This window comes from Streptomyces sp. NPDC002676 (genome assembly GCF_053592455.1).
In genome coordinates this window covers 70,021-89,716 of record NZ_JBSFVT010000004.1, presented here as the reverse complement: position 1 = coordinate 89,716, position 19,696 = coordinate 70,021, and the positions used below count along the sequence as shown (strand labels likewise).

At 70.1% G+C, this 19,696-nt stretch carries 16 protein-coding genes, 1 tRNA gene, 1 pseudogene and 1 riboswitch; of the genes and pseudogenes, 11 read left to right on the top strand and 7 right to left on the bottom strand.

What is annotated here, in order from left to right:
* Nucleotides 1-7: 7 nt before the first annotated feature.
* Nucleotides 8-176: riboswitch (cyclic di-AMP (ydaO/yuaA leader) on the top strand.
* A 4-nt stretch (nt 177-180) separates the two neighbouring features.
* The 7 genes and pseudogenes from ACWD3E_RS13705 to ACWD3E_RS13675 all read left to right on the top strand — a co-directional run bounded on the left by ACWD3E_RS13705 (nt 181) and on the right by ACWD3E_RS13675 (nt 8,008).
* Nucleotides 181-849: a transglycosylase family protein gene (locus ACWD3E_RS13705; RefSeq protein WP_451387737.1), complete on the top strand. Its 669-nt coding sequence runs from the start codon at nt 181-183 to the stop codon at nt 847-849.
* A 298-nt stretch (nt 850-1,147) separates the two neighbouring features.
* Nucleotides 1,148-2,455, top strand: coding sequence for a phosphopyruvate hydratase (gene eno, locus ACWD3E_RS13700; RefSeq protein WP_451355215.1), 1,308 nt, complete (start codon nt 1,148-1,150; stop codon nt 2,453-2,455).
* A gap of 105 nt (nt 2,456-2,560) precedes the next feature.
* Nucleotides 2,561-3,037: an FtsB family cell division protein gene (locus tag ACWD3E_RS13695; RefSeq protein ID WP_451387736.1), complete on the top strand. Its 477-nt coding sequence runs from the start codon at nt 2,561-2,563 to the stop codon at nt 3,035-3,037.
* 28 nt (nt 3,038-3,065) lie between these two features.
* Nucleotides 3,066-3,470: pseudogene (locus ACWD3E_RS13690) on the top strand (DUF501 domain-containing protein); the annotation flags it as partial.
* A 201-nt stretch (nt 3,471-3,671) separates the two neighbouring features.
* Nucleotides 3,672-4,628 (top strand): Ppx/GppA phosphatase family protein, encoded by a 957-nt coding sequence (locus ACWD3E_RS13685; RefSeq protein WP_451388138.1) that lies wholly within the window; start codon nt 3,672-3,674, stop codon nt 4,626-4,628.
* 490 nt (nt 4,629-5,118) lie between these two features.
* Nucleotides 5,119-6,501 carry an NAD(P)/FAD-dependent oxidoreductase gene (locus tag ACWD3E_RS13680; protein ID WP_451387735.1) on the top strand — a complete coding sequence of 461 codons (1,383 nt, stop codon included), beginning with the start codon at nt 5,119-5,121 and terminating at the stop codon, nt 6,499-6,501.
* Nucleotides 6,502-6,718: 217 nt separating this feature from the next.
* Nucleotides 6,719-8,008 carry a class I SAM-dependent methyltransferase gene (locus ACWD3E_RS13675; RefSeq protein WP_451387734.1) on the top strand — a complete coding sequence of 430 codons (1,290 nt, stop codon included), beginning with the start codon at nt 6,719-6,721 and terminating at the stop codon, nt 8,006-8,008.
* Between the two features lie 75 nt (nt 8,009-8,083).
* Here ACWD3E_RS13675 and ACWD3E_RS13670 read toward each other — a convergent pair whose 3' ends face one another.
* Both ACWD3E_RS13670 and ACWD3E_RS13665 read right to left on the bottom strand, forming a co-directional pair.
* Complete coding sequence (locus ACWD3E_RS13670) at nt 8,084-10,612, bottom strand: ABC transporter permease (RefSeq protein ID WP_451387733.1); 2,529 nt, start codon at nt 10,610-10,612, stop codon at nt 8,084-8,086.
* Nucleotides 10,612-11,382, bottom strand: coding sequence for an ABC transporter ATP-binding protein (locus tag ACWD3E_RS13665; RefSeq protein ID WP_451387732.1), 771 nt, complete (start codon nt 11,380-11,382; stop codon nt 10,612-10,614). The genes ACWD3E_RS13670 and ACWD3E_RS13665 overlap by 1 nt, the downstream gene beginning before the upstream one ends.
* 448 nt (nt 11,383-11,830) lie before the next feature.
* Between ACWD3E_RS13665 and ACWD3E_RS13660 the strand changes: the two genes are divergently transcribed.
* Both ACWD3E_RS13660 and ACWD3E_RS13655 read left to right on the top strand, forming a co-directional pair.
* Nucleotides 11,831-11,914 (top strand) — tRNA-Leu (locus ACWD3E_RS13660).
* Nucleotides 11,915-12,152: 238 nt separating this feature from the next.
* A complete protein-coding gene (locus ACWD3E_RS13655; protein WP_451387731.1) occupies nt 12,153-13,013 on the top strand; it encodes a Bax inhibitor-1/YccA family protein in 861 nt (286 codons plus the stop codon).
* A 79-nt stretch (nt 13,014-13,092) separates the two neighbouring features.
* Here ACWD3E_RS13655 and ACWD3E_RS13650 read toward each other — a convergent pair whose 3' ends face one another.
* Complete coding sequence (locus tag ACWD3E_RS13650; protein WP_451355222.1) at nt 13,093-13,323, bottom strand: DUF4287 domain-containing protein; 231 nt, start codon at nt 13,321-13,323, stop codon at nt 13,093-13,095.
* Between the two features lie 97 nt (nt 13,324-13,420).
* Here ACWD3E_RS13650 and ACWD3E_RS13645 point away from each other — a divergent pair, with 97 nt between their 5' ends.
* Entirely contained in the window at nt 13,421-13,732 is a 312-nt protein-coding gene (locus ACWD3E_RS13645; RefSeq protein WP_451387730.1) for a hypothetical protein, read from the top strand.
* A gap of 28 nt (nt 13,733-13,760) precedes the next feature.
* On the opposite strand, the gene ACWD3E_RS13640 is transcribed toward ACWD3E_RS13645, so the two are convergent.
* The 3 genes from ACWD3E_RS13640 to ACWD3E_RS13630 form a co-directional block, all read right to left on the bottom strand.
* Complete coding sequence (locus tag ACWD3E_RS13640; protein ID WP_451388137.1) at nt 13,761-14,561, bottom strand: LapA family protein; 801 nt, start codon at nt 14,559-14,561, stop codon at nt 13,761-13,763.
* Between the two features lie 311 nt (nt 14,562-14,872).
* A complete protein-coding gene (locus tag ACWD3E_RS13635) occupies nt 14,873-16,093 on the bottom strand; it encodes an acetyl-CoA C-acetyltransferase (protein WP_451387729.1) in 1,221 nt (406 codons plus the stop codon).
* 134 nt (nt 16,094-16,227) lie between these two features.
* Nucleotides 16,228-17,247 carry an SGNH/GDSL hydrolase family protein gene (locus tag ACWD3E_RS13630; protein WP_451355225.1) on the bottom strand — a complete coding sequence of 340 codons (1,020 nt, stop codon included), beginning with the start codon at nt 17,245-17,247 and terminating at the stop codon, nt 16,228-16,230.
* Nucleotides 17,248-17,407: 160 nt separating this feature from the next.
* Here ACWD3E_RS13630 and ACWD3E_RS13625 point away from each other — a divergent pair, with 160 nt between their 5' ends.
* Nucleotides 17,408-18,799, top strand: coding sequence for a cystathionine beta-synthase (locus ACWD3E_RS13625; protein WP_451387728.1), 1,392 nt, complete (start codon nt 17,408-17,410; stop codon nt 18,797-18,799).
* A 453-nt stretch (nt 18,800-19,252) separates the two neighbouring features.
* On the opposite strand, the gene ACWD3E_RS13620 is transcribed toward ACWD3E_RS13625, so the two are convergent.
* Nucleotides 19,253-19,693, bottom strand: a complete 441-nt coding sequence (locus ACWD3E_RS13620; protein WP_451387727.1) for a hypothetical protein — start codon at nt 19,691-19,693, stop codon at nt 19,253-19,255.
* Nucleotides 19,694-19,696 lie beyond the last annotated feature (3 nt).

Sequence of the window (19,696 nt, the reverse complement as noted above, 5' to 3'; positions counted from 1 at the left end):
ACAGTCGTCGCATCATGCGCCGTAGGCAGGAGCGGGGGACCCAAGGTAAGTGCCAAAACCGGCAGTTGACGTCGGTTGCGGCTTGGGGTGAAGCCGTGTCCCGAAAGGGCCGCGGCCGGGCAACTCAACCGGCCCGAACCCGACAGCTCACCTCGCAGGCGTCGGTGAGGGGATCGATCCATGCTGTTCACCGGTAAGGGCAAGCACCGCCGCCCGTTCAAGGCCACCCGCGCCATCGCACTCGCCGGAGTCGCCGGCGCCGCTGTCGCCGCCCCGCTCATGGCGGCCGGCAACGCCTCCGCCGCCACCGCCGCCGAGTGGGACAAGGTCGCCCAGTGCGAGTCCGGCGGCAACTGGTCCATCAACACCGGTAACGGCTTCTACGGCGGCCTGCAGTTCTCCGCCTCCACCTGGGCCGCGTACGGCGGCACCGCCTACGCCCCGCAGGCCAACCAGGCCACCAAGGCGCAGCAGATCACCGTCGCCGAGAAGGTCCTCGCCGCCCAGGGCAAGGGCGCCTGGCCGGTCTGCGGCACGGGCCTGTCGAACACGCCGTACAACGGCACCGCGGCGGCCCCGAAGGCCACCGCCACCCGCTCCACCGGCCAGGCCGCCTCCCGCTCCGCCGAGCGTACGGCCCCGGCCAAGAGCGCGACCGTCACCACCCCGACCGGCAAGAAGGTCAAGAAGGGCGACGGCGAGTACAAGGTCGTCAAGGACGACACCCTCAGCACCATCGCCGAGAAGCACGGCGTCAAGGGCGGCTGGAAGAAGCTGTTCGACCTGAACAAGGACATCGTCCAGGACGCCGACCTGATCTACCCGGGTCAGCAGCTGCACCTGAAGTAAGGCGCGGCCCCCAGTCCCCCCGCCCCGGCGCGTGTTCCCCCGTACGCGCCGGGGCGGGGCTTTTCCGTCCCCGCTGTTCGCCGCTCCCCTCCCCGCTTTCCGCCGCACTTTCCCCACTCTTCACCCGGGGGCTACCCGGGAACCCCTTTGTTCCGGGCGTGAACAATGGGTACCGTTTGCCTGTCCACGGGACGGTCGGTCGATGGCCGACGCCCCATGGACGGTTAGGCTCTAGGCGCAAGGCACAGCCCGCAAAGGCACACGCCCCGCACTTCCAGCGTCACATCCCAAGAAGGAGATGCTCGTGCCGTCCATCGACGTCGTCGTAGCCCGGGAAATCCTGGACTCCCGAGGCAACCCCACGGTCGAGGTCGAGGTCGGCCTCGACGACGGCAGCACGGGTCGTGCCGCCGTCCCGTCCGGCGCCTCCACCGGCGCCTTCGAGGCCATCGAGCTGCGCGACGGTGACCCCAACCGCTACCTGGGCAAGGGTGTCGAGAAGGCCGTCCTCGCCGTCATCGAGCAGATCGGCCCGGAGCTGGTCGGCTACGACGCCACCGAGCAGCGCCTGATCGACCAGGCCATGTTCGACCTGGACGCCACCGACAACAAGGGCTCCCTCGGCGCCAACGCCATCCTCGGCGTCTCCCTGGCCGTGGCCCACGCCGCCTCCGAGGCCAGCGACCTCCCGCTCTTCCGCTACCTGGGCGGCCCGAACGCGCACCTGCTGCCGGTGCCGATGATGAACATCCTGAACGGCGGCTCGCACGCCGACTCCAACGTGGACATCCAGGAGTTCATGATCGCCCCGATCGGCGCGGAGTCCTTCTCCGAGGCCCTGCGCTGGGGTGCCGAGGTCTACCACACGCTGAAGAAGGTCCTGAAGGGCAAGGGCCTGTCCACCGGCCTCGGCGACGAGGGCGGCTTCGCCCCGAACCTGCCCTCCAACCGTGAGGCCCTCGACCTCATCCTCGAGGCCATCAAGCAGGCCGGTTACATCCCCGGCGAGCAGATCGCGCTCGCGCTCGACGTCGCCGCGTCCGAGTTCTACAAGGACGGCAAGTACCTCTTCGAGGGCAAGGAGCGCTCCGCCGCCGAGATGACGGAGTACTACGAGGAGCTCGTCGCGGACTACCCGCTCGTCTCCATCGAGGACCCGCTGTTCGAGGACGACTGGGCCGGCTGGAAGGTCATCACCGACAAGCTCGGTGACAAGGTCCAGCTGGTCGGCGACGACCTGTTCGTCACCAACCCCGAGCGCCTCGCCCGCGGTATCGAGGAGGGCACCGCCAACGCCCTGCTGGTGAAGGTGAACCAGATCGGTTCGCTGACCGAGACCCTTGACGCCGTCGAGCTGGCCCAGCGCAGCGGCTACAAGTGCATGATGTCCCACCGCTCCGGCGAGACCGAGGACGTCACCATCGCCGACCTGGCCGTCGCCACCAACTGCGGCCAGATCAAGACCGGCGCCCCGGCCCGCTCCGACCGCGTCGCCAAGTACAACCAGCTGCTGCGCATCGAGGAGATCCTCGACGACGCCGCGGTGTACGCCGGCCGCAGCGCCTTCCCGCGCTTCAGGGGCAGCGTGGAGATCTCCAAGGGCTGACCCAACCCGGGGTAAGCCTTAGCCAGTCGTACGTACGTCCCCGCACTCGGTCCCGTACCGTGTCCGGGGACGTACGTGCGTGTGAAAGGGGAGGCGGAGAGCCAGATGGCAGTGAAGGACCGGGACCGTTTCTCCACCGCGACCAGGCTGCGCCTGCTCGGCGAGCAGACGGCGGCCCGGGTCTACCGCTCCCAGACCAAGCGGCAGGCCCGCCGCTCCCGGCTCACCGGCCGCGCGGCCCTGCTCGCCCTGGTGCTGTGCTCGCTCATCGTCGCCCTGGCCTACCCGATGCGGCAGTACGTCTCCCAGCGCGCCGAGATCTCCGACCTCCAGCGGCAGCGGGAACAGGCCCGCCGGCGCGTCGAGCAGCTGCGCGACCTCAAGGCGCGCTGGCAGGACGACTCCTACGCCGAGCAGCAGATCCGGCGCCGGCTGCACTATGTGATGCCCGGCGAGACCGGGTACGTGGTCGTGGAGCCGGGCGCGGCCAAGCAGTCCCGCGCCCAACTCGGGACCGCCCGCCGGCCCTGGTACGCGAACGTCTGGGACGGCGTCGACAAGTCCGACGCCTCCGACCAGTGAACCGACAGAAAGACAGCCGAAGACAGTCATGGAAACGCCTCCGCCGCCCACTCCGCGTACCGAGCCGACCGACGCGGACGTCGAGGCCTTCAAGCAGCAGCTCGGGCGACCGCCGCGCGGGCTGAGGGCGATCGCGCACCGGTGCCCCTGCGGCCAGCCGGACGTCGTGGAGACGGCACCCCGGCTGCCCGACGGCACGCCCTTCCCGACGACGTACTACCTGACCTGCCCGCGCGCCGCCTCCGCGATCGGCACGCTGGAGGCGAACGGCGTCATGAAGGAGATGACCGAACGCCTGCAGACCGACCCCGAACTGGCGGCGGCCTACCGCGCGGCGCACGAGGACTACATCCGGCGCCGCGACGCGATCGAGGTCCTGGAGGGCTTCCCGAGCGCGGGCGGCATGCCGGACCGGGTGAAGTGCCTGCACGTGCTGGTCGGCCACTCGCTGGCCGCCGGGCCGGGCGTCAACCCGCTCGGCGACGAGGCGCTCGCGATGCTGCCGGAGTGGTGGGCCAAGGGGCCGTGCGTGCAGCCGCTCGTGGCGCCCGATCCGGCGGACGAGCACCCGGGCGAGGAGGGCGCGGTCCTCGACCCCACCGAGGTCCGCAGCGCTTTCTTCGCCGAGCGCCCGCTGGTCCCCGAGGGCTTCTCCCGGGTAGCGGCCGTCGACTGCGGCACGAACTCGATCCGGTTGCTCGTCGCGGACGTGAACCCTGCCACCGGTGAACTGCTGGAGCTGGACCGGCGCATGACGATCGTGCGGCTCGGCCAGGACGTGGACCGCACCGGGCGGCTGGCGCCCGAGGCGCTGGAGCGGACCTTCGCCGCGTGCCGGGAGTACGCGGACGTCATCCGCGAACTGGGCGCCCCCAAGGTGCGTTTCGTGGCCACCTCCGCCTCCCGGGACGCGGAGAACCAGGACGACTTCGTGCGCGGTGTCGTGGACATCCTCGGCGTCGAGCCCGAGGTCATCTCCGGCGACCAGGAGGCCGAGTTCTCCTTCACGGGTGCGACGAGGGAACTCGCCGGCCGCGAGGACCTGACCCGGCCCTACCTCGTCGTGGACATCGGCGGCGGCTCCACCGAGTTCGTCGTCGGCGACGACCACGTGCGGGCCGCGCGCTCCGTGGACGTCGGCTGCGTGCGCATGACCGAACGGCACCTGGTGCAGGGCGGCGAGGTGAGCGACCCGCCCACCGCGGAGGAGATCGCCGCCATGCGGGCCGACATCGAGGCCGCCCTGGACCTGGCCGAGGAGTCGGTCCCGCTGCGCCGGGCGCACACCCTGGTGGGCCTGGCCGGCTCGGTCACCACGGTGTCCGCGATCGCCCAGGACCTGCCCGAGTACGACTCCGCGCGCATCCACCACTCCCGGATCTCCCGCGAGCGCGTCCGCGAGATCACCGAGTGGCTGCTGCGCTCCACGCACGCCGAGCGGGCGACCGTCCCGTCCATGCACCCGGGCCGCGTCGACGTCATCGGCGCCGGCGCCCTCGTGCTGCTCGCGATCATGGAGCGGACCGGGGCCGAGGAGGTCGTCGTGAGCGAGCACGACATCCTCGACGGCATCGCGTGGTCGGTGGCGTAGCCCGCACGCGGTCGGTGACCCGGGCAGCATGCGCCCGGTGGCGTGGCTCTCTTTTGTTACTGACCAGTAGTAGTCGACTGAGCAGGTCGGATAACGTCTGAGCGGGGCTGAGGGGCCCTCAGGGGCCCCTCGGTGACGGCCGGTCGGAAAACTTCGTGAAGTTCTTCACAAGGATTTCGGCCAAGTGGCACCACGAAAAGGGGCCGGTAGGCCCTTCCGGGGGCTCCGGAGCTGTTTGAACATGTTCAGACGATGGCCGGAAAAGTGGCGCGAACGGGCCTGATCCAGGGGTGTTGCGAGGTGCTCACAGCCACCCCGAAAGCCCAGAGAGGCAGCTCACGCGGCCTTGACAACGGGGCAGACCGCCCAGGGGTTCCGGCCCGTCGGCATGACCTGCGTCACGCGGGTCGCGGATATTAACACAGGCCCTGTCGGACCTTGTGAAGGGGCGCACGAGCACCCCTCCCTGACCGGGTGGATACTCGATGGCATGAGCACCACGGAGCGTCCCAGGATCCTCGTAGTAGGCGGTGGGTACGTAGGCCTGTACGCAGCTCGGCGCATCCTGAAGAAGATGCGCTACGGAGAGGCGACCGTCACGGTCGTCGACCCCCGGTCGTACATGACCTACCAGCCCTTCCTCCCCGAAGCCGCCGCCGGCAGCATCTCCCCTCGACACGTCGTCGTCCCGCTGCGACGCGTGCTCCCGAAGGCGGAGGTCCTCACCGGCCGGGTCACGACCATCGACCAGGACCGCAAGGTCGCCACGATCGCCCCCCTGGTGGGCGAGGCGTACGAGCTGCCCTTCGACTACCTCGTCATCGCGCTGGGCGCGGTCTCCCGCACCTTCCCGATCCCCGGCCTCGCCGAGCAGGGCATCGGTATGAAGGGCATCGAGGAGTCCATCGGCCTGCGCAACCACGTCCTGGAGCAGCTGGACAAGGCCGACTCCACGACTGACGAGGAGCTCCGCCGCAAGGCGCTGACCTTTGTGTTCATCGGCGGTGGCTTCGCGGGCGCGGAGACCATCGGTGAGGTCGAGGACATGGCCCGGGACGCGGCCAAGTACTACAAGAACGTGTCCCGTGAGGACATGCGCTTCATCCTCGTCGACGCCGCGGACAAGATCCTTCCCGAGGTCGGCCCCAAGCTCGGCCAGTACGGCAAGGAGCACCTGGAGAGCCGGGGCGTGGAGATCTACCTCTCCACCTCCATGGACTCCTGCGTCGACGGCCACGTCGTGCTGAAGAACGGCCTGGAGGTCGACTCCAACACGATCGTGTGGACCGCCGGCGTCAAGCCGAACCCGGCGCTCGCCCGCTTCGGTCTCCCGCTCGGCCCGCGAGGCCACGTGGACACCGCGGCCACCCTCCAGGTGCAGGGCACGGACTACATCTGGGCCGCCGGCGACAACGCCCAGGTCCCGGACGTCGTCGGCCGCAAGGCGGGCAACGAGAACGCCTGGTGCCCGCCGAACGCCCAGCACGCGCTGCGCCAGGCCAAGGTCCTCGGCGACAACGTGATCTCCGGTATGCGGGGCTTCCCGCAGAAGGAGTACGAGCACGCCAACAAGGGTGCGGTGGCCGGTCTCGGCCTGCACAAGGGCGTCGCGATGATCGTCTTCGGCAAGATGAAGATCAAGCTCAAGGGCCGCCTCGCCTGGTACATGCACCGTGGCTACCACGGCATGGCGATGCCGACCTGGAACCGCAAGATCCGCATCTTCGCGGACTGGACGCTCGGCATGTTCCTCAAGCGCGAGGTCGTGTCGCTGGGCGCCATGGAGAACCCGCGCGACGAGTTCTACGAGGCCGCCAAGCCGGCGCCGGTCGCCGCCGCGCCCAAGACCGAGGAGAAGGCCAAGGCCTCCTGACCTCAGGACTTCTGACCTCAGGACTTCTGACCTCCGGTCACTGATCCACCCGAAGGACCTCCCGCTATCCGTGGTGCGGGGGGTCCTTCGGCGTTCCACGGCTTGTCGCGGCGAGGAAAAATGACCGGCTGTAACTCCTTCGCGGGACTGCGCCGCGTAGCCGTCGGTGTTTACGTGGTAACCGGCATCCGGGATCGTCGTCTTGGAGGTGGGCGCCATGACCGACGCCGCGTCGCGGCTGAGGAGGCTTTCCGAGCAGCTGCTGGGAGTTCCGCTCCCGGTGCGCCTGCGGGCGTGGGACGGGTCGCAGGCCGGGCCGCCGGAGGCACCGGCGCTCGTCCTGCGCAACCGCCGCGCGCTGCGCCGCATGATGTTCAAACCGGGCGAGCTGGGCCTCGCCCGCGCCTGGGTCTCCGGCGACCTGGAGATCGAGGGGGACCTGTACAGCGCGCTCGACGCCATGGCCGGGCTGGTGTGGGAGCGCGGGGAGGACGCCCGCAGCCTCACGCAGGCGCTGCGCGACCCCGACGTACGGGCCGCCGTACGCGAGCTGCTGAAGCTCACAGGGCTGCCCGTCCCGCCGGCCCCGCCCCGCGAGGAGGTACGCCGGCGCCGTCATCTGCACACCCGGCACAGCGACAAGCGGGCCATCAGCCACCACTACGACGTCGGCAACGACTTCTACGCGCTGGTCCTCGGCCCCTCGATGGTCTACTCGTGCGCGTACTGGGAGGACGGCGGGACCCTGGAGTCGGCCCAGCGCGACAAGCTCGAACTGATCTGCCGCAAGCTCGGCCTGACCCCCGGTCAGCGGCTGCTGGACGTCGGCTGCGGCTGGGGCTCGATGGCCATCCACGCGGCCCGTGAGCACGGCGTGAGCGTCGTGGGCATCACCCTCTCCCGGGAGCAGGCGGCGTTCGCCCGCAAGCGCGTCGCCGACGAGGGCCTGACCGACCGGGTGGAGATCAGGGTCCGGGACTACCGGGACGTCACGGACGGCCCCTACGACGCCATCTCCTCCATCGGCATGGCCGAACACGTCGGCGCCGAACGCTACCTGGACTACGCGAGCGAGCTGTACGGCCTGCTCAAGCCCGGCGGACGGCTGCTCAACCACCAGATCGCCCGCCGCCCGCAGGGGGACGAGTCCTCGTACCGCGTGGACGAGTTCATCGACGCCTACGTCTTCCCCGACGGTGAACTCGCCCCCCTCGGCACCACCGTCACCCAGCTGGAGCTGGCCGGGTTCGAGGTCCGGGACGTGGAGTCGATCCGCGAGCACTACGGCCGCACCCTGCGCCGGTGGGTCACCAACCTGGAGGCCGACTGGGACCGCGCGGTCCGCCTCACGAGCCCTGGCCGGGCCCGCGTCTGGCGCCTCTACATGGCGGCCTGCGCGCTCGCCTTCGAACGCAACCGGATCGGCGTCAACCAGGTGCTGGCCGTCCGGACCCCCGAGTCGGGCGCCTCCGGCCTGCCGCCGCGCCCGCGCACCTGGCACGGGTGACACCTGTAGGTACGGCGAAGGCCCCGCTCGGCGCGTTGCGAGCGGGGCCCTCGGCTGTCGTACGGCTGTCCGGCGCTACTCCGCCTTGATCGCCGCCAGCACGTTCAGGCGGGACGCGCGGCGGGCCGGCCACAGGGCGGCCAGGACGCCGACCCCGCCCGCCAGCAGCAGGAAGACCGCGATGCGGGCCCAGGGCAGGACCAGTTCGTAGGTCGACATCTTCGTGCCCAGCAGCTCACCGGCCGCCCAGCCGAAGAACACGCCGAGCCCGATGCCCAGCACACCGCCGAACAGGGAGATCACCAGGGACTCCAGACGGACCATCCGCTTCACCGAGGAGCGGTCCAGGCCGATCGCGCGGAGCATGCCGATCTCCTGCGAGCGCTCGAACACCGACATGGCCAGGGTGTTGATGACACCCAGGATCGCGACGATCACCGCCATGCCGAGCAGGCCGTAGACCATGTTCAGCATCATCGTGAACATCTGCGCGATGGAGTTGGAGATGTCCTGCTTGTCCTGGACCTTGATCGCCGGGTTGGAGCCGAGGGTCTTCTCCAGGCTGTCCTTGGCCGCGCTCGACGCGCCGGCCGCCGTCTTGACCATGACCTGCATGTCGGCCGGGTCCTTCAGGTGCGGGGTGAGGACCTTGTTGTCGAGCATGATCCCGTTGATCATGTCGTTGCCCTCGTAGACCCCGGCGACCGTCAGCGTGCGCGCCGCGCCGTCCTCGAAGTGCGCGGTGAAGCGCGAACCGGCCTTCCAGCCGTGCTCCTTGGCCTTGTCCTTGTCGACGACGACCCGCGTGCCGCCCACAGTGAAGGAGCCGTCGGTCACCTTCAGGTGCGTCAGCTCGCCGATCGTGGAGCCGTTGACGCCGGTCAGGAACTCCGTCTCGCCGTTGACGCGGGAGATGCCGTCCCGCAGCGGGCTGCTGGCGGTGACGCCCTTCGCGCCCGCGAGCTTGTCGGCCACGTCGGGGGAGAGCGCGGAGCGGTTGGCCATCGACACGACGTAGTCCGCGCGGATCGCCGAACTCGCCATCTTGTCGATCGACTTCTGCAGGCTGCCCGCCATCACCGTCATGCCCGTGATCAGGGTCAGGCCGATCATCAGCGCCGACGCGGTCGCCGCCGTACGGCGCGGATTGCGCACCGAGTTCTGGCGGGCCAGCTTGCCCGAGACGCCGAACACGTGCAGCACCGGAGCCGCCGCCGCGATCAGCGGGCGGGACAGCAGCGGGGTCAGGATGAACACGCCGATGATCAGCAGGACCGCGCCGAGGCCCATCGGACCCTGGGCGGAGTCCGTGCTCATCGTCGTCGCCGCGAGGACCACCGCGACACCGGCCGCCGAGAACAGCGCGCCGATCGTGTTGCGCAGTACCAGCGACTTGGTGGTGGCCTTGGCGTGCACGCTGCTCATCGCCGCCACCGGCGGGATCTTCGCGGCCCGGCGGCCCGGCAGCCACGCGGCCAGCACGGTGATGACGATGCCGACCGCGAGGGCGGCCACCACGGTGCCCGGCGTGATCACCAGCGGCCCGTCGGGCACGGTCGCGCCGAAGGAGCCGAGCAGCGCGCGCAGTCCCGCGCCGATGCCGATGCCGGCGACGAGGCCCGCCACGCCGGCGACCGTACCGACGACGAACGCCTCGATCAGCACCGAGCGCGTCACCTGCCGGCGGGAGGCGCCGACCGCCCGCAGCAGGGCCAGCTCCTTGGTGCGCTGGGCGACCAGCATGGTGAAGGTGTTGGCGATGATGAACGTGCCGACGAACAGGGCGATGCCCGCGAACACCAGCAGGGCCTGCCGCAGTCCGCTCATCCCGTCGGCGATGGCCTGCGCCTGGTCGTCGGCGAGCTGCTTGCCGGTGGTGGTCTCCACGAAGCGGGACGGCAGCGCCCGGTCGAGCCCGGCCTTGAGCGTGCTCTGGCTCGTGCCGGCCGCGGCCCGCACGTCGATCTCGTCGTAGGTGCCCTTCTTGCCGAACAGCTGCTGCGCGGTCGGCGTGTCGAACAGGGCGAGGGAGCCGCCCGCGGCGACGTTGCCGTCGTCGGTGGTGAAGATGCCGCTGACGACCGGGGTCAGCACCGGGCCGTCGACGGAGAGCCGCACGGTGTCGCCGACCTTGTATCCGGCGCGCTCGGCGGTCTTGGAGTCGATGAGCACCTCACCCCTGCCGTGCGGGGCGTGCCCGGCGGTCAGCGGGTACCGGGCGTCCTTGGTGCCCCAGTAGTTGCCGCCCTGGGACTGCCAGCCGCCGCCGACCAGCTTGCCGTGCTTGTCGGCGATCGCGGTGAAGCCGCTGACGACACCGGTGGCGGAGGCGGCGCCCGGGACCTTTGCGGCCTTGTCGAGCAGCGCTTGGGTCAGCTCGGGCGTCGTGCCGACCCGGTTGCCCTTGGAGTCCTGGTGCTTGGGCTGGACGGCGACGTCGACCTGGTCGAAGCCCTTGGCGGAGCTGTTCTGGTAGGCGTCGGAGATGGTGTTGGTGAAGACCAGGGTCCCGGAGACGAAGGCCACGCCGAGCATGACGGCGAGCACGGTCATCAGGAGCCGGGCCTTGTGCGCGAGGACGTTGCGCAGGGCCGTGCGGAACATCAGCTGGTACGGCCCTTCGCGTCGAACTGCTTCATGAGGTCGAGGACGGAGTCCGCCGTGGGGCCGTAGATCTCGTCGACGATCCGCCCGTCCGCGAGGAAGACCACGCGGTCCGCGTAGGCGGCGGCCACCGGGTCGTGGGTCACCATGACCACCGTCTGGCCCAGTTCCCGTACGGAGTTGCGCAGGAAGCCCAGCACCTCGGCGCCGGAGCGCGAGTCGAGGTTTCCGGTGGGCTCGTCACCGAAGATGATCTCGGGCTTGGAGGCGAGTGCGCGGGCGACGGCGACACGCTGCTGCTGACCGCCGGACAGCTGGGAGGGCCGGTGGTCGAGTCGGCCGGACAGCCCGACCATCTGAATGACCTGATCCAGCCAAGCCTTGTCGACCTTCCGGCCCGCGATGTCCATCGGAAGGGTGATGTTCTCCAGGGCGGTCAGCGTCGGCAGCAGGTTGAACGCCTGGAATATGAAGCCGATCTTGTCCCGGCGCAGCTTGGTCAGCTGCTTGTCCTTCAGGGACCCCAGCTCGGTGTCGCCGATCCGCACGGACCCGGAGGAGAAGGTGTCGAGGCCGGCCACGCAGTGCATCAGCGTGGACTTGCCGGAACCGGACGGGCCCATGATCGCGGTGAATTCGGCCTGCCGGAAGTCGACGGAGACCTGGTCCAGGGCGACCACCCGGGTCTCACCCTGCCCATAGATCTTCGACAGCTCCGTGGCGCGTGCGGCCACGGTCGTGGTCCGGCTGGCGGTGGGTGTGGTGGTCACGGGACGGTGCTCCTGTCGGGACGACGTGCGTTCGTGGGGACTCATCCATCGTCCCCGCGCAGAGCGCCCGTGGAGTCAGTCGCTGTTCCGGTTCCGGAGGGCGACTCGGGTCGGACGGGGCGGGCCCGTGTCATACCTGGGGAGGACGGCCGACCCTGAGCACCTACGGCCTCGAGATCGGCTGGAGGCGGCCTGGAGCAGTGCTCGTCAGCTGACGGAGCATGTGGCGCAAAACAGGTGGCCCACCCTCGTTCAGGTGGTGAAATCCCGTCATTCCGCGAGCACGCCGTTCCTTGTCCCAGCAGGCTAAGTGGCAAGTAAGCGTGGCTAGTTCCGTGGTCTGATGCACCCTCAGGCGTCAATAAAATAAGACAACAGCGCTCCGTGCGGCCGTTGTTCGGGAGGAGCCTCCCGATAGTCTCGAAACCCGAAGCGGAGCCCGTGCCCAGCCCGGATGGTGGAATGTAGACACGGCGAGCTTAAACCTCGCTGCCCCTTCGCGGGCGTGCCGGTTCGAGTCCGGCTCCGGGCACTTCCTCCTTCCCCTTCACTCCCTCCACCTCCTCCACGGCGGCGCCGTCCGCACCGTGCCGCCCACCGGGACGTACACCGGTTTCCCCCGGGGGCTGCCGTAGCCGGGAATCGGCCGTCCGCGTAGCGTGTTGCGCAGCATGACGAGGGAAAGATCCTCCCCAGGTATTACGGATGATCTTTTGCCAATCCATTACTCTTGAGGCCAAGGCCACGCAGGGTGGCCGTGGAGGAGTGAAATGAGGAGCAGTAACCCGGTCTTCTCGCGACGGGGGTTCAGCCGCGACAACGGCTACGCCGGCTTCAACACCGCACCGCAGGCCGGGTACGCACAGGGCAACCCGTACGCGCAGAACCCCTACGCCCAGAACCCGTACGCCCAGCAGGGCGCGCCGTACGGCACCATGCCGCAGGCCCCGGCCACCACCGACCGGATGACGATGGACGACGTCATCGTCCGTTCGGCCCTCACGCTCGGCACGGTCGCCGTCGGCGCCGTCCTCGCCTGGGCGCTGCTGCCGGTCTCGGCCACCAGCTACGGCCTGGCCATCGGGGCCGCGCTCATCGCGATGGTCCTGGCGATGGTCCAGAGCTTCAAGCGCACCCCGATGCCCGCGCTGATCCTCGGATACGCCGCCTTCGAGGGCGTCTTCCTCGGTGTCGTCAGCGAGATGTACAACAGCCGCTGGAACGGCGCCCCCTTCCAGGCCGTGCTCGGCACCATGGCCGTCTCGGCCGCGACGCTGCTGGTCTACAAGGCCGGCTGGGTCCGCGTCACCGCACGCTACGCCCGCATCGGCATGTCCATCGCCATCGCCTTCGTGGTGGTCATGGCGATCAACCTGCTGCTGGTGGCGTTCGGCGTCGCCGGGGACGGCGGACTGCGCAGCTTCGGCCCGCTCGGTGCGCTCGTCGGTATCGTCGCCGTCGTGCTCGGCGCGTTCTTCCTGACCCTCGACTTCAAGCAGATCGAGGACGGCATCGCCTACGGCGCCCCGCGGGGCGAGTCCTGGCTCGCCGCGTTCGGCCTCACCATGACCCTGGTGTGGATCTACGTGGAGATGCTCCGGCTGGTGGCGATCTTCACCAACAACGACTAGCCGGTTCGGCCTGAGCGAGCCTCAGGCCGGGTGAGCTGTGAGAGGGGCCCCGGGTTCGACCCGGGGCCCTTCAGGCTTCTCAGCGCAGCTTTCGCGCCGCCCTCCTCAGGTCGTACTCGTGGACGATCGCCTTGGCGTGGCCGTACGCCAGGTCGTACTCGTGCCGGAGCCAGCTGACCTTCTCCTCGAAGCGGAAGAGTGCGGGGCCTTCTTCGACGGTGCGCAGCCAGTCGGAGACTTCACGACCGGTGCAGTGGGGGATGCGGGCGAGCAGGTTGCGGTGGGTCTCTTCCGAGAAGACTTGGGACATCGGCGCCTCCGGACGCGATCGATGAAGCCGGTCCTTCACGTCACCGTGCCTGAGCGTTGGCGTGTTGGCAACAGTGCGGCACGTTACGCTCGGGCGCGTGGTTGATACGACGCCCCTCACCCAAGCCGTGGATCACTTCGCCGACCGCCTGCGGGCGGCGCCGCAGAGTCGGCTCCAGCGGGGCGCCGCCGCGGAGGCCCTGGCGCTGGCCCGGGAGTTGGCGGGCTGGGCGCAGCGCGTGGAGGAGCCGGGTACGGAGCCCCGGGAGATGCCGGACGCGGGGATGTTCGCGGCGGCCGACCAAATTCTCGTCGCCGCGCACGACTTGGCTCTGGTCCTGAAGAGCGAGGACGAGGTCCGGCAGGCCGTGCGTGTGGTCGAGGAGGCCCGTAAGCGGGCGGGGGTCTGACCCCCAGGGCCCTCGGATCTCGGGGCCCTCAGAGGGACGCGATGACCCGGTCCGCCAGGACGTAGACCATGTCCTCGCCGTCCTTGCCGCAGGCGAAGGTCAGGGTGTACGAGCCGGAGATGCCCGAACCGCCCAGGAGGTAGGGGGACTCACCGGACCGCAGGGCCGCCGCCAGGTGTTCCGCCGTCTCACGGTGGCCCGGCGTCATGCACAGGGTGGTGCCGTCGGCGAAGACGTAGACGTCGAGGGTGCCGAGCGGGCCGGGGCGGACGTCGGAGAGTTCGGTGCGCTCGGCGGCCAGCTGCTCCAGCGTGGTCGCCGTGCGCTCGTGGTCGTTCACGACCGGCGACTGCACCGGGACGAAGTCGGGGTGCGAGGGGTGGCGGCGGCGGGCCGCGGCCAGCTCCGGGGACTCCCCGGCGGCCTCGTCGGCGTCGGCGGTCGGCTCGGACACCGGCTCCAGTGGCTCCAGGCCCGCGAAGTCGGCCTGCCGGGGCAGGAACAGGTCGGAGTCGGACAGGCCGAGCAGGGAGGGCGCGTCGGAGGCGTCGCGGGCCTCCTGGGCCGCCCAGAAGGCGCGGGCCTCGGCCAGCTCCCGCTCGCGCTCCTCGGCGAGCGCCTCGGCCACGGCCGCCCGTATCTGGTCGGTGTCGGCGTGGCTGCGGGCGTTCGGCAGCAGGGCGCGCGTCGCGGCGGCGTTGCTCTCGGCGCTCTCGTCGAGCTGCCGCTGCAGCTGCGCGAGCTGGCGACGCAGCTTCAGCACGGTGCGCAGGACGGCGACGCCCACGGCGCCGGTGGCGGCCGTGGTGAGCAGCAGGGCGATCGGCATGGCGCTCACTGACACACTCCCTGGTTCAAAGTCGACCCCCGGACTTCCTACATCAGCTTGAAGGGCGGACTAACCACCTGTCAGTGCGTAACGTCACGAAACGGACAGGACTTTCGCTGCGAGGCTCCCCAGGGAACGACGTTGATCTGCGTTGACCTGCGCAGATGTCCTCGGCGAGGGAGATAGGTCACATCCTGGGGGAGATTGGATCACAAAAGGGCCCGGAACCTTGGAGTTTTCCAGGTTCCGGACCCTTGACCGACGTACGGTGGTTGGTTCGCTACGGAACGTCGATCAGTCGAGGCGTGCGATCAGCTGAGGCGCTCGATGACCATCGCCATGCCCTGGCCACCGCCGACGCACATCGTCTCCAGACCGAACTGCTTGTCGTGGAACTGCAGGGAGTTGATGAGCGTGCCGGTGATGCGGGCGCCGGTCATGCCGAAGGGGTGGCCGACGGCGATGGCGCCGCCGTTCACGTTCAGCTTGTCGAGGTCGATGCCGAGGTCCCGGTAGGAGGGGATCACCTGGGCGGCGAAGGCCTCGTTGATCTCGACCAGGTCGATGTCGTCGATGGTCAGACCGGCGCGGCGCAGGGCCTGCTGGGACGCCTCGACCGGGCCGAGGCCCATGATCTCCGGGGACAGGCCGGAGACACCGGTGGAGACGATGCGGGCGAGCGGAGTGAGGCCCAGCTCGCGGGCCTTGGTGTCGCTCATGATGACGACCGCGGCGGCGCCGTCGTTGAGCGGGCAGCAGTTGCCGGCGGTGACGAGCCCGTCCGGGCGGAAGACCGGCTTGAGGCCGGAGACGCCCTCCAGCGTGACGCCGGCGCGCGGGCCGTCGTCCTTGCTGACGACCGTGCCGTCGGGGAGGGTCACCGGGGTGATCTCGCGCTCCCAGAAGCCGTTCTTGATGGCCTGCTCGGCGAGGTTCTGCGAGCGGACGCCGAACTCGTCCATGTCCTGGCGGGTGACGCCCTTCCAGCGGGCGAGGTTCTCGGCGGTCTGGCCCATCGCGATGTAGGCGTCCGGGACGAGGCCGTCCTCGCGCGGGTCGTGCCAGGTGGTGCCCTCCTGCTGGGCGACGGCCGCGGTGCGGGCCTCGGCCTCGGCGAAGAAGGGGTTGTGCGTGTCCGGGAGGCTGTCCGAGTTGCCCTTGACGAACCGGGAGACCATCTCGACACCGGCCGAGATGAAGACGTCGCCCTCGCCGGCCTTGATGGCGTGGAGGGCCATGCGGGAGGTCTGCAGCGAGGAGGAGCAGTACCGGGTGATCGTGCAGCCGGGCAGGTGGTCCATGCCCATCTGTACGGCGACGATGCGGCCGAGGTTGTTGCCCTGCTCGCCGCCGGGCAGGCCGCAGCCGAGCATCAGGTCGTCGATGTCGCGCGGGTCCAGCTCCGGGACCTTGGCGAGGGCCGCCTGGATGATCGTGGCGGTGAGGTCGTCCGGGCGCAGGTCCTTGAGGGAGCCCTTGAAAGCGCGGCCGATCGGGGAACGGGCGGTCGAGACGATGACGGCTTCGGGCATCACGGCTCCAGTGGCTGACAGAGGGTTGGGCAGGGCCGCTTGGGAAGTTACCCGTACGTATGGGCCAGGTCACCGGTGTCGTGGTGTGACACTGGCCGCAATTTACTAAGCGCTTGCTTGGAGCCTCGCCAGAGTCACAGCGTCGGGGCTGCTGGTTCGGCTTCCGGTACGCGGCGGCGGCGCCTGCGCTTGAGCAACGCCCACGGCCCCCTCGGCCCCGTCGGCATCGCCGCCGTGACCTCCGTGCCCGCCTCCGACGCGGCCTCCGCGGCAGCACGGGCAACCGGCAGGAAGCCCTCGCGCCGCGAGACGTCCGGCCGTTCTTCCTCCGCCGGCCACAGGCCCAGCGTCGCGCACACCGTCGGCAGCACGGCCATCGCCGCCGTGGCATAGCCCTCCGCGGAGGGGTGGTAGTTGTCCGGCCCGAACAGCTCGCGCGGATTCGCCTCGAACTCCGGGCCCAGCAGGTCGCCCAGCGACACCGTCCGCCCGCCCTGCTCCACCACCCCGATCGTCTGCGCCGCCGCCAGCTGCCGCGAGGCCCGCCGCGCCAGCCACCGCAAGGGCTGCTGCACCGGCTCGATGGTGCCGAGATCAGGGCAGGTGCCCACCACCACCTCGGCACCGGCCGTCCGCAGCCGCCGTACCGCCGCCGACAGGTGCCGCACCGAACGGGTCGGCGGCATCCGGTGCGTCACGTCGTTCGCGCCGATCATGATCACGCACACGTCAGGGACAGGAAAGGGCGACGACAGAACCAGGGCCACCTGGCGGTCCAGGTCATCGGACTGCGCCCCGGGAAGGGCGACGTTGCGCAGCACCACCGGGCGTTCCGCCACCGCCGCCAGCCCCGACGCCAGCAGCGCCCCCGGTGTCTGCCCCGAGCGGTGCACGCCCTGCCCTGCTGCCGTGGAGTCGCCGAGCAGGGTCAGCCGCAGGGGAGGTTCGCCGGGGACGTCGTACGCCTGGCCGTACACGCCGTCCGCCGCCGGCACCCGCCCGCCGCTGCCGTTGCCCACATGACGCCGCGCCATCCGCACCTCGGCCAGCAGCAGCCCCATGGCCGCCGCACCGACGAGCCCGACGCCTCCGCCGCCGTACGCCGCTCCGGCCGCGATGCGCCGGGCCACTCTCGCCCTCGACATGTTCGTCATGCGTCGCCGCCACCTCCTCGTAGCCGTACATCCACTCCTTGCCCCGTACAGGGCGTGCGCCAATCTCCACTGGGAGTGAACGCCCTCCGCACGTCACCCGGGGGCCGTACGCTGGCTTAACCACTACGACCACTCTTTTTGCAAGCAACCGGAGACAACGGTGCAATTCCACGACTCGATGATCAGCCTCGTCGGCAACACCCCGCTGGTGCGGCTCAACAACGTGACCGAGGGCATCCAGGCCACCGTCCTGGCCAAGGTGGAGTACTTCAACCCGGGCGGCTCCGTGAAGGACCGCATCGCCCTGCGCATGATCGAGGCGGCCGAGCAGAGCGGCGAGCTGAAGCCTGGCGGCACCATCGTCGAGCCGACCAGCGGCAACACCGGCGTGGGCCTGGCGATCGTGGCCCAGCAGAAGGGCTACAAGTGCATCTTCGTGTGCCCCGACAAGGTGAGCACCGACAAGATCAACGTGCTGCGCGCGTACGGCGCCGAGGTCGTCGTCTGCCCGACGGCCGTCGACCCTGAGCACCCGGACTCGTACTACAACGTCTCCGACCGCCTGGTCCGCGAGACCCCCGGCGCCTGGAAGCCCGACCAGTACTCCAACCCCAACAACCCGCTCTCGCACTATCACTCGACCGGCCCTGAGCTGTGGGAGCAGACCGAGGGGAAGATCACCCATTTCGTGGCGGGCGTCGGCACCGGCGGCACCATCTCCGGCACCGGCCGCTACCTGAAGGACGCCAGCGACGGCAAGGTCAAGGTCATCGGCGCCGACCCCGAGGGCTCCGTGTACTCCGGCGGCTCCGGGCGCCCGTACCTGGTCGAGGGCGTCGGTGAGGACTTCTGGCCGACCGCCTACGACCGCACCGTCGCGGACGAGATCGTCGCCGTGTCCGACAAGGACTCCTTCCAGATGACCCGCCGCCTTGCCAAGGAGGAGGGGCTGCTCGTCGGCGGTTCCTGCGGCATGGCCGTCGTCGCCGCGCTGCGCGTCGCCGAGAAGCTCGGTCCGGAGGACGTCGTGGTGGTGCTGCTCCCGGACAGCGGGCGCGGCTACCTCAGCAAGATCTTCAACGACGAGTGGATGGCCGACTACGGCTTCCTGGAGGACGAGGGCCCCAGCGCCCGCGTCGCCGACGTCCTCGCGGACAAGGTGCACGGCGCCATCCCGTCCCTGGTGCACATGCACCCCGACGAGACCGTCGGCCAGGCCATCGAGGTGCTGCGCGAGTACGGCGTCTCGCAGATGCCGGTCGTCAAGCCCGGCGCCGGGCACCCCGACGTGATGGCCGCCGAGGTCGTCGGCTCGGTCGTCGAGCGGGAGCTGCTGGACGCCCTGTTCTCCAAGCGCGCCTCCCTGGAGGACCCGCTGGAGAAGCACATGTGCCCGCCGCTGCCCCAGGTCGGCTCCGGCGAGCCCGTCGGCGACCTGATGTCGGTGCTCGGCACGGCCGACGCGGCGATCGTCCTGGTCGAGGGCAAGCCGACCGGCGTGGTCAGCCGGCAGGACCTGCTGGCCTTCCTCGCCAAGGGCGGGAACAAGTAGCAAACCTCCGGTGAACCGCCCGTGGCGGCGGCGAACTTGCGGTGACGGTGGCCGATCGAGCCGTTTCGGAAGTGGTACGAGCGTGTCACGTGCGCGCAGCACTCGCTTAACACGGGTCCGGCAGATTGGAGGCGTCGGCAGGGCGATGGGAACTCCCGGGCATCGAGCACCGGGACGGCTCCCCGCCCAGGCCGGCGCCGAACGGCGTCACGGACCTCCGGAGCGGCTCCCGGACCTCCATGGACGCCTCGGACGCGCTGCCCGGTCCTGACCCGGCCCGCGTCCCGCGCGGGGACCGCCGTCGTCCCGCCCCCCGGAAACGGGGGTGCGGCGGTCCCCGCCCCCCTTTTGCGCCTAAGCCGGCGCCGCTTTCGCGGAGGTTGTTGCTCGCCGCCGCGGTTCCTCAATTGATGGTTGCGGTCTTCGTCGCTTTCAAATCCCTATCAGCAAGCATCAGTCCTGGTGGGCGGACCGGTCTTGGCGAGCCCGGAAGACCTCCGGGTTGTGGCGTACCGCCTGGGCCACGTTGACGCCGACGATGCCCAGCCAGGCGGTCACCATCCCGGGCAGGCCCTCGATGGCGGCGATCGCGGACAGCGGGATGGCCAGCACCAGCGTGAGGAGCGCGAAGCCGTAGCGGTTGGCCCACGAGTCGGCCGGCCGGGGCTGCCGGCCCCCGCGCGCGGTCGCCATCTGCTGCTCGGCCAGGTGCCGCCGCACCCGGCGGTCCACGCTCTCGCCGATGCGCTGCTCGACCTTCTCCAGGAACGAGTCGACCAGCGCGGAGTCGTACTCCGCGCCCAGCTCCCCGCGTGCCCGCAGGGTGGCGTCGAGTTCCTTCTTCAGGTCGGCTTCCTTCTCGAGTCCGACCCGCTGCGGGTCCAGTGCGCTCATGGG

Excerpts from the sequence above, each read along its gene's own strand:
- ACWD3E_RS13650 (WP_451355222.1), bottom strand. The coding sequence starts at position 13,323 with ATGTCCCAAGTCTTCTCGGAAGAGACCCACCGCAACCTGCTCGCCCGC.
- ACWD3E_RS13630 (WP_451355225.1), bottom strand. The coding sequence starts at position 17,247 with ATGACGAACATGTCGAGGGCGAGAGTGGCCCGGCGCATCGCGGCCGGA.
- ACWD3E_RS13670 (WP_451387733.1), bottom strand. The coding sequence starts at position 10,612 with ATGTTCCGCACGGCCCTGCGCAACGTCCTCGCGCACAAGGCCCGGCTC.
- ACWD3E_RS13620 (WP_451387727.1), bottom strand. The coding sequence starts at position 19,693 with ATGAGCGCACTGGACCCGCAGCGGGTCGGACTCGAGAAGGAAGCCGAC.
- ACWD3E_RS13655 (WP_451387731.1), top strand. The coding sequence starts at position 12,153 with ATGAGGAGCAGTAACCCGGTCTTCTCGCGACGGGGGTTCAGCCGCGAC.
- ACWD3E_RS13680 (WP_451387735.1), top strand. The coding sequence starts at position 5,119 with ATGAGCACCACGGAGCGTCCCAGGATCCTCGTAGTAGGCGGTGGGTAC.
- ACWD3E_RS13640 (WP_451388137.1), bottom strand. The coding sequence starts at position 14,561 with ATGCCGATCGCCCTGCTGCTCACCACGGCCGCCACCGGCGCCGTGGGC.
- ACWD3E_RS13705 (WP_451387737.1), top strand. The coding sequence starts at position 181 with ATGCTGTTCACCGGTAAGGGCAAGCACCGCCGCCCGTTCAAGGCCACC.
- ACWD3E_RS13675 (WP_451387734.1), top strand. The coding sequence starts at position 6,719 with ATGACCGACGCCGCGTCGCGGCTGAGGAGGCTTTCCGAGCAGCTGCTG.
- ACWD3E_RS13695 (WP_451387736.1), top strand. The coding sequence starts at position 2,561 with ATGGCAGTGAAGGACCGGGACCGTTTCTCCACCGCGACCAGGCTGCGC.
- ACWD3E_RS13635 (WP_451387729.1), bottom strand. The coding sequence starts at position 16,093 with ATGCCCGAAGCCGTCATCGTCTCGACCGCCCGTTCCCCGATCGGCCGC.
- eno (WP_451355215.1), top strand. The coding sequence starts at position 1,148 with ATGCTCGTGCCGTCCATCGACGTCGTCGTAGCCCGGGAAATCCTGGAC.